Raw genomic sequence first — 13,068 nt, 5'->3', positions numbered from 1 at the left:
CGGTCGATCGACGGACGTCAGCCGGCGAAAATCTTCCAGGTCTTCTTCTGCGTTGCCGCGTCGGCTTCTTCCTGCACCGAGCAGTCGAGACGCAGATCGCTGTCGGACATCGAGATGTCGAGCGCCGCGCAGTGATGCACGGTCTTCTTCGACAGCTTGCCCGGCTGGAAGTGGGCGCACGTCAGGCACATGCGCTGCGGCGGGGTCGCACCGGCCACCTGCAGTTCGCGCAGCGTCTTCAGCAGCGCGCGATACAGTGCGCCCTGCTCGTCCGCGCCAAGCTTGCCGACGGCTTTCGTCAGGAATTCAGGCCATTGCAGCGCCTTCTTCGCGGCCGTGCGGCCACGGGCCGACAGGCGCACGGCCAGTGCACGGCCGTCGTCCAGCGCGCGGCGCTTCTCGACGAGACCCTTCGTCTCGAGCGTGCTGACCGCATCGCTCGTGGTCGCCGCGGTCAGCTGCGTCTCGCGCGCGATCTCGCCGAGCCGCATCGGGCCCTTGCGTTGCAGCAGCAGCACGAGAATCTCGCCCTGCGTCGGCGTGAGGCCAGCGCCTTCCGCCCAATCCCATGCCTGGCTTCGCATGGCCGTACTCAACCGCAGCAGGCTGTGGGTCACACGTCCCGAAGCCTGATTCCCGTAAACGCCTTCGCTCATAGTCTTTTCGCTTTGCCGCCGCCCGGTTTGCCGAGCGGCCGTAGTGTGGAGATCGAATGTCTATCTCAAAACAGACACGCTCTTGCGAGTGCGTCAGCACGGCCGTCGCGAGGGCACACGCGGCGGTCGCGTTCGCGGCGACCGGTAAGACACGCATCGTTCCGGTGTCCGCAAAGCCGACATTCTAAGCGAGAGCGGAAAATCGCACAGCTAAGTTATCCCCTTCATTCTGTGGAAAATCACTGGATAACCAAAATTTTTCGTTGTGCCTGCAATGCCGAACGCCCGCGCGGCGGGGTGTCGGGACATTTTCCTGTTCGGATCGGCCATCGGGCCGACCGCTATGATCCACCGGGTTATCCCGTCTACAGATCGTTGACTTTGCAGCGGAATATCGGGTTATCCACAGATTTTCAGGACAACCGGCAACGATTTCGGCGTCAATCGAGGCCGCCAGCCATTCAGTGAATCGCGACTCGGTCGACCCCGTAATCTGCAAAACATTTTTTCACTCGCGCCAACGTAAGCACTGCTGGCGGACCGTCTCGTTGAGCGATTTTTCCTGTTTGAAAACGGTTCTCAACCACGAGGCGTCGTTCACGCGCGCCTGGGCCAGTGCGCCGATCTCGTCGAGGGCCGCGCGCGAACCGAGCGCGGCCGCATGCGGCGCGATCCGGTCGAGCGTGTCGAGGATGTCTTCGGCGATGGTACGGCGCTCACCCGTCTGAGGATTCACGCAGGTGCCCTCGAGCCCGAAGCGGCACGCCTCGAAACGGTTGAACGTGTAGACGAGGTAGTCGTCCTCCGACAGCTTCAGCGGCCGGTCGGTCAGCAGGTAGCGCGCGAGCGTCTGGATGTAGCAGGCGATCGCCGCCGCGCGGTCGACCGACAGCGGCGTGTCCATCACGCGCACTTCGATCGTCCCGTAGCCGGGTTTCGGGCGGATGTCCCAGTAGAAGTCCTTCATCGAGTTGACGACACCCGTGTTCACCATCTTCGTGAAGTACTCCTCGAAGCTGTCCCAGGTCAGCACGAACGGCGCGCGGCCCGACAGCGGGAACGCGAACACCGAATTCAGGCGTGCCGAATGGAAGCCGGTGTCGACGTTCTGCACGAACGGCGACGACGCGGACAGCGCGATGAAGTGCGGAATGAAGCGCGACATCGAGTGCAGCAGGAACAGCGCACTGTCGGGATCGGGGCAGCCGATGTGCACGTGCTGGCCGAACACGGTGAACTGTTTGGCCAGGTAACCGTACAGTTCGGAGATGTACTGGAAGCGCGGCGCATCGTAGATCTGCCGGTCGCTCCATTGCTGGAACGCATGCGTGCCGCCGCCGGCCAGCCCGACGTTGAGCTGGTCGGCCGCCTTCACGAGCACGTCGCGGATCGCGTGCAGCTCGCTCACCGCCTGCTCGTGCGAATGGCAGATGCCGGTCGACAGCTCGATCATGCTCTCGGTGATTTCCGGCGTGATGTTGCCCGGAAAGGTCTCGCCCTGGATCAGGCGCATCAGGTCGGATGCCGCTTTGGTCAGGTCGTAGTTGTGCGTGTTGACGACCTGGATCTCCAGTTCGACGCCGAACGTGAACGGCTCGGAATTGACGAAGGTTTCGAGTGCCATGGCAGGTTCCGGAATCAGTTGCTGTCGCTGCGCTCACCGACCGCCGACAGGCAGCGGTAGACGATGAACGGGCTGACGAGCTGCAGGATCACGATCGTGCACATCACGATCGCGCGCAGGTGCGGGTCGAAATTCGGATAGAGCTGGTAGGTGTCGTCGACGAGCAGGTACGACAGCGCGGACATCGGCGTGAGCGCGATGCCGAGCGCGATGCCCTGCTTCATCCCGATGCCGCTCGGTTTCGCGAACGCGACGACACCGGCCAGCTTCGCGACGAGCCGCGTGACGATCAGCACGATCGCGAGCAACCCGCCGAGCGCGATGTCGCCCCACGTGAACGACGTGAGCGTGAGCACGAACAGGACCACCGTCAACAGCCAGCCGGCCGTGCCGAAATGCTCGGGCCACAGCTGCGGGCGCGCCTCGAGGTTCTTCACGATGATGCCGGCGAGCAGCAGCGTGAGCAGCGTCGACAGCTTCAGTGCCTGGGCCACCGCGATCGCGAGCATCACGAGCCCGAACAGCGCGACGAACGAATGCTCGTCACGCATCGTCGACGTCATGTGGCGGAACAGGAAATTGCACGAACGCGCGACGAGATACGCGACGATGAACGAACCGGCGAGCAGGTAGAGCGGCTGCAGGATCGTCGCGAAAACGTTGCCGTACGCTTCCTGGTGGAGCCAGCTCGTCACGAGCTTGGTCAGCACGATCGCATAGACGCTGTTGAGCGCGGTGAGCGTGATGAGGCGTTGCGACACCTGCCCTTCCGCGCGCAGTTCGGTCTTCAGCTGGATCACCATCGATGGCGATGTCGCGATCGCGATCGCCGACAGCACGAGCGCGACCATCCCCGATACGCCGAGCGCCAGCATCACGAACAGCACCAGCACGAACGTGAGCGTGGCTTCGGCGAGGCTGGACGCGACGAGCCACGGATTGCGCCGGATCCAGCGCAGGTCGAGACGGCTGCCGAGCTCGAACAGCAACAGGCCGAGCGCGACGTCGATCAGCAGCCGCGAGGTTTCGTCGGTGCTTGCATCGATCACGCCGAATCCGAACGATCCGGCGATAAGACCGATCACCGCATAACCGGTGATGCGCGGCAGCCGCCATGCGCGATAGCACAGCTCGCCGCATAGGCCGGCCGCGAACAGCGCGAGCCCGGCCCAGAACACGGCATCCGGCGTAAGCGGCCAGTTGGGCAGGAATGAGAACGCCGACTTCATCGTGGTGACTTCTCCTTTGGAAGCGACCGCCAGCGACACAGGATCAAGCGTCAGAAATGGATGCGCGCCGGCTGGGTATCGCCCCGAATGTGATTGTTGTGTCGACGACGGCGGGACATGGGATCCGCCTGTTCCGCCACAGGGCGGAAAGTCGCTCAGGTTGCCGATCTGGATTGTCGGCCTGGTGTGTGAACGGACTGCGCAGTCTCGAAGATTCAGATTCGAAATCGTGCCGACCGTTCCATTGAAGCATGTCCGGCGCCTGGCCGGATGAACGCGAAGGAAACCGATTGTGCCACAGCTTTTTCGGTCTGGAACCCATTGACTCGACTCGCGGCGCTGTGCGGCACCTCAGGTCTTTGGTTTCAAAGGTTTACTTGTATATATACGTAGTAGAAGTTAACAAGGCGCGCACAGTTCTGTGGATAACTTCGGTTTACGTCGACGGATCAAGGCCTTGGAGAGCCCATAACCCGTTGCACAGGCTGTTCGTGCACAGAAGTTTCGATTGAGCAACTTTCGGGCCGCTTCACAGCTGTGTCGAGTTGCCCAGTTTACGTCCACTGTGATTGCACACGAAGTGCGCGCGGATTCCGCGCGGTTATCCACAGCGTCGAGTGGATAACCTTGCGCGAAAAAATCGGGAAACTGTGATCGGCCGAGGTGGCTGGTCAGCCGGCCTGGCTGACGCGGCGCGCGCGCAATGCGCGGATCAGGAAGCGTGCGGGATCGACGGCATCGGCGAGTTCGCGTTCGAGCGGCCACGGCTCGCCTTCGAGTTGCGATGCGATCAGTTCGGCGCCGAGTGCGGCCCATACGAGGCCGCGCGAACCGAAACCGAATGCGCCGTAGAGTCCGGGCATGCGCGGCAGGTCGCGCGCCTGCGCACCGCTCAGCGCGCGTGCCTTGGCGACGGTTCCTGCTTCGTCCGCGAGCGGGCCGATGAGCGGCAGACGATCGCCGACGACCCAGCGAAACGCAACGCGGCCGCGCAGCGTGCCCGGGTCCGGCACGTCGCCAATCAGGCCCGGCAGCAGATGGCGCACGCGCTCGAGGTTTTCCGCGTGACCGGCCGCGCGCATCGCGGGATCGACGTCGTCGGGCTCGAACGTCGCGCCGATCAGCAGCGTGCCGTCGTCGAGCGGTACCGCGTAACCGTCGCCGATCGCCGGGCACGGCAGCGGTGCCGTGCTGGCGGGGGGCAGCAGCGTGAGCTGGCCACGCACCGGTTGCAGCGCGACATGCTGCAGCCCGGCGAGGCGCGCGGCATCGCCGGCATTCGCGAGCACGACGACGGGCGCTTCGGCCAGTGTGCCGCCCGCATCGTCGAGCGCATGCCATGTATCGCCCCGCCGTTCGAGTCGGGCCACAGCGGTGGACGCGAGCAAGCGCACGCGCTCGCCGGCCGCGTCGCACTGCGCCGCGCAAAGGCCGGCCGGCCAGACGGCGCCGCCGTGCGGAAACAGCAGGCCGCCGTGCGCGACCGGCAGGTTCAGATGGGCGCGCGCGGCATCGGCGTCGAGCAGCGATACGTAGTCGGACGGTGCGCCGAACGCATCGAAAGCATCACGCATCCGCGCGAAGTCGTCGGCCGATTCGGCAAGATGAATCATTCCGTGCGTGCTGCGCGCGAATGCATGGCCCGCGCGTTCGAGTGCGCGCCAGCGTGCGATCGCGTGCAGGAAGCCGCCGCGCGTGAGCCGGCTCGCGACGTTGTCGTCGCGCGTCATCAGCGGATGGAACACGCCGGCCGGATTGCCCGACGCCTCGCTCGCGATCCGGTCGTGCCGTTCGATCAGCGTGACCTCCCAGCCGCGCGCGGCGAGACGTTCGACGACCGCGCAGCCCGCCAGGCCCGCACCGATCACGATCGCGCGGCGTGCCGCAACGGGCAATGCGAGCGGCGGCTCGTGCCGGCGCGCGCGCCAGCGCGGCACGTATTCGCCGACGAGCATCACGAACTTGCCGGCAAACCCGTCGACCTTGCGATACGTGAAACCCGCGTCGGTGAGCGCCTGTTTCACGACGCCCGAACTCGAATACGTCGAGAAGGTCGCGCCTTCGGCAGCGAGACGCCCGAGTGCGCGGAACACGTCGGCCGACCACATGTCCGGGTTTTTCGCCGGCGCAAAACCGTCCAGATAAAACGCATCGGCACGTGCGACGAGTTTCGGCAGCATCTCGCGCGCGTCGCCGAATGCAAGCGTGAGCACGACCCGCCCGTCGTCGAATTCGAGCCGGTGCAAACCCGGCACGAGCGTCGGCCACGCATCGGCAAGCATCGCGGCTTCGGCCGATATCGTTGTGTTCGCAACGATATGGGAAAGCGCCTTGCGCAAGTCGTCGCGCGAGAACGGGTGCTTCTCGACCGACACGAAATGCAGCCGCTCGCAGCGTGCGGGGTCCTCGCGCCACGCGGCCCAGGTCGCGAGGAAGTTGGCGCCCGTGCCGAACCCCGTCTCGACGATCGTGAACGTGCGGCGGCCTTGCCAGCGCGCCGGCAGCCGGTTGCCCGCGACGGATACGTAGTTCGCCTGCGCGAGCGCGCCCGCGACGTTGTGATAGATGTCGCCGAACTCGGGCGACACGAGCGTGCCGTCGTCGCGGATGGCGAGCGTGGCGGGAACAAGTCGGTCGGTCATGCGAAACAAAAAACGTGGCAGCCAAGCCTGGCAAGGGATTGCGCGGGGCCGTCCGTCCGGCCGTTGGAAAAAGCCAACGGGGCGGCGCACGGGCGGACCGCGCTGCGTATCCTGTCCGGTTGGCGCTGGTCAAAAAATGGGCAGTCCGTGATTCATTCGGCGAAATACCGATGAAAATCTTTGAAACCCTTGTCGTTATTGGGTTTGCGCTGCGCTATCATAGCAACGCCGTACCGCGGGGTGGCCGCCGGCATACCGGAGGGCGCGTCGCGCGGGCCAGGATTCGGCGCTGTGTCGTCGGAGTCTGACTCTCGACGGCACGGTTCGCGCACGTATAATCGGCGCGTTCGCGCTGTTCGTGTCAACCTAACCTGATAAAGGAACCTTAATGAACAAACAGGAACTGATCGACGCCGTCGCCGCCCAAACGGGCGCCAGCAAGGCTCAAACCGGCGAAACGCTGGACACGCTGCTCGAAGTCATCAAGAAGGCCGTGTCGAAGGGTGATGCGGTTCAGCTGATCGGCTTCGGCAGCTTCGGTTCGGGCAAGCGCGCAGCACGTACGGGCCGCAACCCGAAGACGGGCGAAACCATCAAGATCCCGGCAGCCAAGACGGTCAAGTTCACGGCTGGCAAGGCGTTCAAGGACGCCGTCAACAAGCGTTAATCCAGCGCCTGTTCCAAGAAAAACCCGCCTTTCGGCGGGTTTTTTGTTGGGCGCGCGCGGCATTTTCGCCACAGTCCGCGCCCCTCTTGCAAGATTTAACGGTTGTTTTTACAACGCGTTACACGTGCACGATCTGCGTGTCGCCGTGATCGTCGTCGTCGTGCGAATCGATGTCCCACGCCGGGAACGGATCGTCGAACGCGTGCCATCCTGCTGCGCCGAGCGCGAATTCCGCATCGGTCAGCAGGCACGCATCGAGTTTCTCGCGCCATGCATCCGCGTCGAGCGCGATGCCGATCAGCACGAGTTCCTGCCGGCGATCGCCCACCGCGCGATCGTCGAGATCGCCGTGCCATTCGGCGCGGATTTCCGCGAGCAGTTCGTCGTCGTCCGGCCATTCCGCGCGATCCTGCGCAGCCCACCACAGACCCGCCGGGCCATGCCGGCATACGCCGCCCGCCTGCGACAGCGAGCCCGCGATGTCGTTGCGCGTCGCGAGCCAGAAGAAGCCCTTGCTGCGCAGCACGCCCGGCCACTCCTGGTGCAGCAGCGCCCAGAGCCGTGCCGGATGAAACGGCCGGCGCGCGCGGTAAACAAAATTGCCGATGCCGAATTCGTCGGCTTCGCCGTGCACGTGCGCATGATGTTCGTCATGGCAGTCCGGGTCGTCGCAATGCGTGTGATCGTGATCGAGCGATGCGAGCCAGCCCGGCGCGTTCGCGGCCTCGTCGAAATCGAAACGGCCCGTGTTCAGCACTTCGTCGAGCGGCACGTTGCCGAACGTCGACACGACCTGGTGCGCGCGCGGGTTGAGGCGCGCGAGGATGTGCTGCAGGCGTGCGAGTTCGTCGGCGCCGACGAGGTCGGCCTTGTTGATCACCAGCACGTCGCAGAATTCGATCTGCTCGATCAGCAGCTCGACGAGCGTGCGGTCGTCCTCTTCCGAGGCGGCGATGCCGCGGGTTGCGAGCGCGTCGTCCGAGCCGTAGTCGCGGAGGAAGTTGTACGCGTCGACCACGGTGACGAGCGTGTCGAGCCGCGCGATCGCGGACAGCGACGTGCCGTCGTCGTCGACGAACGTGAAGGTTTCGGCGATCGGCATCGGCTCCGCGATACCGGTCGATTCGATCATGATCGCATCGAAGCGGCCTTCGGATGCGAGGTTGCGGATCTCGACGAGGAGGTCGTCGCGCAGCGTGCAGCAGATGCAGCCGTTCGACATCTCGACGAGGCGTTCCTCGACGTGCGACAGCGCCTGCGCGTCGCGCACGAGCGATGCGTCGATGTTGACCGCTGCGAGATCGTTGACGATCACGGCGACTTTCAGGCCCGCGCGGTTCGCGAGGACATGGTTGAGCAGCGTGGTCTTGCCGGCGCCGAGGAAACCGGACAGCACGGTGACGGGCAACGGCTGGTTCATAGCCGGATTCATAGCGATACGCACCAACGGAAAAATTGAAAAAGCGGCCGCGGCGCCCTTCCGGGGCGCGATCGTCCCGCGGACGGGCGAAACTGCGGCGTGAGATCCGCATTGTGCATCAAACGCGCGCCGGCCGGCCGGTACGGCGTCAGGCCGCGCCGGGCCGCAGCGTCATTGCACGGGCGGCAACAGCTTCCACTGCGTCAGGATGGCGGCGATCTGCCGCGCGTACTTGTCGCGCAGCGACGGTGTTTCCGAATGATAGGCACCGACCGCCTGCCACGTGTTGCCGTAGCGGTTCATCTTCTGCTTGAGATGCCACGCGGCGATGTAGACGTTCTTGCACGGCTCCATCAGCGTGTCGCGGCCGATCCCGTAGCGCGACAGCGTCGGCAGGTGGATCGAATTGATCTGCATCAGGCCGTAGTCGACCGAGCCGTTCGTGTTCTTGTTCAGCGCGCCGGGCCGGTTGCGCGACTCCTGCCACGCGATCGCGCGCAGGATCAGCGGATTGACCTGCTGATATCTTGCCGCCTCGTCGAAACAGTCCGCGCGAGCGTTCGCGCTGGCGAAACACGCGCCGGCGGCGATCAACGCAATCGAGGCGAACCGTCTGTTCATGGTGCGGAATCGATAATAAATTGCGCGAAGGTCGGGAAAACCCGTGCCTGTTATTCGTGCGATGAGAAACGCGCCGCCCGTATCATACCGACAGTCCGTCAGCTTGCGACATACAGGAATACGGCAGCCCGGTTATACCGCATTTCCGTGTCGGTTCATCGTGAAACGGGGGCGATGGCCGGGATGCAGAGCATAGCGCCGAACATTACATATTGCATACGGCTCGCAGAATACATGTCGTATGTGAGACAGTCCTCGGGTCAATGTGATATTTCGGACATGAAAAACTGCTAATGTCGCCTCTTTAGGACTTGGATCCCAGCACTACCGCCGGAAGTGGCCTGAGCCGGCATCGACCCATTCATCCATGACAAGAAATCGCTTCGTTATGCGGCGTGTCGCCACGACCCTGATCGTCGCCGGCCTCATCGTTTCGCAGGCCGCCTACGCTCAGGTCACGCTCAACTTCGTGAATGCGGATATCGACCAGGTCGCCAAGGCGATCGGCGCCGCAACCGGCAAGACCATCATCGTCGACCCCCGCGTGAAGGGGCAGCTCAACCTCGTGGCCGAACGGCCGGTGCCGGAAGACCAGGCGCTGAAGACATTGCAGTCTGCGCTGCGGATGCAGGGCTTCGCGCTCGTGCAGGATCACGGCGTGCTGAAGGTCGTGCCCGAGGCCGACGCGAAGCTGCAGGGCGTGCCGACCTACGTCGGCAACGCGCCGCAGGCGCGCGGCGACCAGGTGATCACGCAGGTGTTCGAGCTCCACAACGAATCGGCGAACAACCTGCTGCCCGTGCTGCGGCCGCTGATCTCGCCGAACAACACGGTGACGGCCTACCCGGCGAACAACACGATCGTCGTCACCGACTACGCGGACAACGTGCGGCGCATCGCGCAGATCATCGCGGGCGTCGACAGCGCCGCGGGCGCGCAGGTGCAGGTCGTTCCGCTGCGCAACGCGAACGCGATCGACCTCGCCGCGCAGCTGCAGAAAATGCTCGACCCGGGCGCGATCGGCAACAGCGATGCGACGCTGAAGGTGTCGGTCACGGCCGACCCGCGCACCAACTCGCTGCTGCTGCGCGCGTCGAGCGCGTCGCGCCTCGCGGCCGCGAAGCGGCTCGTACAGCAGCTCGACGCGCCGAGCGGGGTGCCCGGCAACATGCATGTCGTGCCGCTGCGCAATGCCGATGCGGTGAAGCTGGCGAAGACGCTGCGCGGCATGCTCGGCAAGGGGAGCGGCAGCGACAGCGGCTCGTCGGCATCGTCCAACGATGCGAACAGCTTCAACCAGAACGGCGGCTCGTCGTCGAGCGGCAACTTCTCGACCGGCACGTCGGGCACCCCGCCGCTGCCGTCGGGCGGCCTCGGCGGTTCGTCGTCCTCGTCGGGGTACGGCGGTTCGTCGGGCAGCGGCGGCGGTCTCGGCAGCGCCGGCCTGCTCGGCGGCGACAAGGACAAAGGCGACGACAACCAGCCGGGCGGCATGATCCAGGCCGACGCGGCGACCAACTCGCTGATCATCACCGCGTCGGATCCGGTGTACCGGAACCTGCGCTCGGTGATCGACCAGCTCGACGCGCGGCGCGCGCAGGTCTATATCGAAGCGCTGATCGTCGAGCTGAACTCGAATACGTCCGGCAACCTCGGTATCCAGTGGCAGGTCGCGAGCGGCCAGTTTCTCGGCGGCACGAACCTGAACCCCACTGGCGGTCTGGGCAACAGCATCGTCAACCTGACGGCGGGCGGCGTGGCCAACGCCGCCGGCGGCATCACCGGCGGCGGGCTGGTCAACAATCTCGGGGCGCTGAGCCAGGGGCTCAACATCGGCTGGCTGCACAACATGTTCGGCGTGCAGGGGCTCGGCGCACTGCTGCAGTATTTCGCGGGCGTGAGCGACGCGAACGTGCTGTCGACACCGAACCTGATCACGCTCGACAACGAGGAAGCGAAGATCGTCGTCGGCCAGAACGTGCCGATCGCGACGGGTTCGTATTCGAACCTGACGAGCGGCAACACGAACAACGCGTTCAATACCTACGACCGTCGCGACGTCGGCCTGACGCTGCACGTGAAGCCGCAGATCACCGACGGCGGGATCCTCAAGCTGCAGCTCTATACCGAGGATTCGGCGGTGGTCGCCGGCACGACCAGCGCGCAGACCGGCCCGACCTTCACGAAACGCTCGATCCAGTCGACGATCCTGGCCGACAACGGCGAGATCATCGTGCTCGGCGGCTTGATGCAGGACAACTACCAGGTGTCGAACAGCAAGGTGCCGCTGCTCGGCGACATCCCGTGGATCGGCCAGTTGTTCCGCTCCGAAACGAAGCTTCGCTCGAAAACCAACCTGATGGTATTCCTGCGCCCGGTGATCATCTCCGATCGCAGTACCGCGCAGGAAGTGACGGCCAATCGCTACGACTACATCCAGGGCGTGACGGGCGCATACAAGTCGGACAACAACGTGATGCGCGACAAGGACGATCCGGTCGTCCCGCCGATGCCGATCGGCCCGAGCCAGGGTGGTACGGCCGCGGGCAACCTGTTCGATCTCGACAAGATGCGGCGCCAGCAACTGCAGCGCCAGGTCGCGCCGGTGCCGGCCCAGCCGTTGCCGGAGGCGACGCCCGCCCAGCCGCAGAGCGTGCCGCAGCAGGCGGTGCCGCAACAGCCGCTGACGGCCACGCCGGGAGCGTCGCAGTGAGCGACGTGCACGCGTCTTCCACCCACGACGGCGCGCCGGGCGACCGCCAGCCGCCGTCGCCGCTCGCCGCGCGGCTGCTGCCGTACGGCTTCGCGAAGAGCGGCCAGGTGCTGATCGCGCACCAGCTCGACGATACGCTCGAGGTGTGGATCAGCGAACGCACGAGCGATGCCGCGCTCGCGGAGATCGCGCGCAACTTCGGCTCGATCTCCGTGCATCGCGTGCCGGCCGACGAGCTCGCGCAGGCGATCAACCACGCGTACGCACGCCAGGACGGCAGCGCCGCGCAGGTGGTCGGCGAGGTCGAAGGCGAAGTCGACCTGTCGCGGCTGATGCAGGATATCCCCGAGGTCGAGGATCTGCTCGAATCGGAAGACGATGCGCCGATCATCCGGATGATCAACGCGCTGCTCACGCAAGCGGCGCGCGAACAGGCGTCGGACATCCACATCGAGCCGTTCGAGAATGCGTCGGTCGTGCGCTTTCGCGTCGACGGCACGCTGCGTGACGTCGTGCGGCCGAAGAAGGCGCTGCACGGTGCGCTGATCTCGCGGATCAAGATCATGGCGCAGCTCGACATCGCGGAGAAGCGCCTGCCGCAGGACGGCCGCATCACGCTGCGTGTCGGCGGGCGGCCGGTGGACGTGCGCGTGTCGACGCTGCCGACGGGCCACGGCGAGCGTGCGGTGCTGCGTCTGCTGGAAAAGGATGCGCAGCGGCTGAACCTCGAAGCGCTCGGGATGGGCCGGGACACGCTCGTCCAGTTCGACAAGCTGATCGCGCGCCCGCACGGCATCGTGCTCGTCACCGGCCCGACCGGTTCGGGCAAGACGACCACGCTGTATGCGTCGATGTCGCGGCTCGAAACCGCGACGACCAACATCATGACCGTCGAGGACCCGATCGAATACGACCTCGGCGGCATCGGCCAGACGCAGGTGAACGAGCGGATCGGGATGACCTTCGCCCGGGCGCTGCGTTCGATCCTGCGCCAGGATCCGGACGTGATCATGATCGGCGAGATCCGCGACCTCGAAACCGCGCAGATCGCGGTGCAGGCGTCGCTGACGGGCCACCTCGTGCTCGCGACGCTGCACACGAACGATGCGGCATCGGCCGTCACGCGGCTGACCGACATGGGCGTCGAACCCTACCTGCTCGCGTCGTCGCTGCTCGGCGTGCTCGCGCAGCGGCTCGTGCGCCAGCTCTGCCCCGTCTGCAAGGAAGAACGCCAGGAAGAAGGCCGCACCGTGTGGCATCCGGTCGGCTGCGACAAGTGCGGGCATTCGGGCTACGCGGGCCGGCGCGGGGTATACGAACTGCTGCTGGTCGACGAGTCGATCCGCTCGCTGATCCACCGCAACGCGGCCGACGCGGAGATTCTCGCCGCCGGTCGTGCGGAAGGGATGCGCACGCTGCGCGACGACGCCGAGCGCTGGCTCGCGTCCGGCGCGACGTCGCTCGAGGAAGTGTTGCGCGTGACGGGAGGCGCATAG

9 protein-coding genes are annotated in these 13,068 nt (G+C 65.4%); 3 read left to right on the top strand and 6 right to left on the bottom strand.

Features of this window, described 5'->3' with window-relative positions:
• Positions 1 to 17: 17 nt before the first annotated feature.
• The 4 genes from AB3K92_RS22705 to mnmC form a co-directional block, all read right to left on the bottom strand.
• The gene (locus tag AB3K92_RS22705; protein WP_027788730.1) at positions 18 to 656 is read right to left on the bottom strand and encodes a MarR family winged helix-turn-helix transcriptional regulator; all 639 of its coding nucleotides are present in this window, start codon (positions 654 to 656) and stop codon (positions 18 to 20) included.
• A gap of 508 nt (positions 657 to 1,164) precedes the next feature.
• Positions 1,165 to 2,280: a YbdK family carboxylate-amine ligase gene (locus AB3K92_RS22700; protein WP_021160413.1), complete on the bottom strand. Its 1,116-nt coding sequence runs from the start codon at positions 2,278 to 2,280 to the stop codon at positions 1,165 to 1,167.
• A 14-nt stretch (positions 2,281 to 2,294) separates the two neighbouring features.
• Entirely contained in the window at positions 2,295 to 3,509 is a 1,215-nt protein-coding gene (locus tag AB3K92_RS22695) for a cation:proton antiporter (RefSeq protein ID WP_021160412.1), read from the bottom strand.
• A gap of 671 nt (positions 3,510 to 4,180) precedes the next feature.
• On the bottom strand, positions 4,181 to 6,151 hold the full coding sequence (gene mnmC, locus AB3K92_RS22690; RefSeq protein ID WP_369465864.1) for a bifunctional tRNA (5-methylaminomethyl-2-thiouridine)(34)-methyltransferase MnmD/FAD-dependent 5-carboxymethylaminomethyl-2-thiouridine(34) oxidoreductase MnmC: 1,971 nt from the start codon (positions 6,149 to 6,151) through the stop codon (positions 4,181 to 4,183).
• A gap of 388 nt (positions 6,152 to 6,539) precedes the next feature.
• On the opposite strand from mnmC, the gene AB3K92_RS22685 reads away from it, so the two are divergent.
• Positions 6,540 to 6,818, top strand: coding sequence for an HU family DNA-binding protein (locus AB3K92_RS22685; RefSeq protein ID WP_006401505.1), 279 nt, complete (start codon positions 6,540 to 6,542; stop codon positions 6,816 to 6,818).
• A gap of 118 nt (positions 6,819 to 6,936) precedes the next feature.
• Here AB3K92_RS22685 and AB3K92_RS22680 read toward each other — a convergent pair whose 3' ends face one another.
• Together AB3K92_RS22680 and AB3K92_RS22675 are read right to left on the bottom strand one after the other, a co-directional pair.
• Entirely contained in the window at positions 6,937 to 8,250 is a 1,314-nt protein-coding gene (locus AB3K92_RS22680) for a GTP-binding protein (RefSeq protein WP_042975625.1), read from the bottom strand.
• 159 nt (positions 8,251 to 8,409) lie between these two features.
• On the bottom strand, positions 8,410 to 8,859 hold the full coding sequence (locus AB3K92_RS22675) for a lytic transglycosylase domain-containing protein (protein WP_021160409.1): 450 nt from the start codon (positions 8,857 to 8,859) through the stop codon (positions 8,410 to 8,412).
• Positions 8,860 to 9,226: 367 nt separating this feature from the next.
• Here AB3K92_RS22675 and gspD point away from each other — a divergent pair, with 367 nt between their 5' ends.
• On the top strand, positions 9,227 to 11,572 hold the full coding sequence (gene gspD, locus AB3K92_RS22670) for a type II secretion system secretin GspD (protein ID WP_042975622.1): 2,346 nt from the start codon (positions 9,227 to 9,229) through the stop codon (positions 11,570 to 11,572).
• The gene (gene gspE, locus AB3K92_RS22665) at positions 11,569 to 13,068 is read left to right on the top strand and encodes a type II secretion system ATPase GspE (RefSeq protein ID WP_059490328.1); all 1,500 of its coding nucleotides are present in this window, start codon (positions 11,569 to 11,571) and stop codon (positions 13,066 to 13,068) included. Before gspD ends, gspE begins: the two co-directional genes overlap by 4 nt.

Source organism: Burkholderia sp. Bmkn7, assembly GCF_041103175.1.
GTDB lineage: Bacteria > Pseudomonadota > Gammaproteobacteria > Burkholderiales > Burkholderiaceae > Burkholderia > Burkholderia cepacia.
This window is presented reverse-complemented; position numbering and strand designations above follow the sequence as displayed.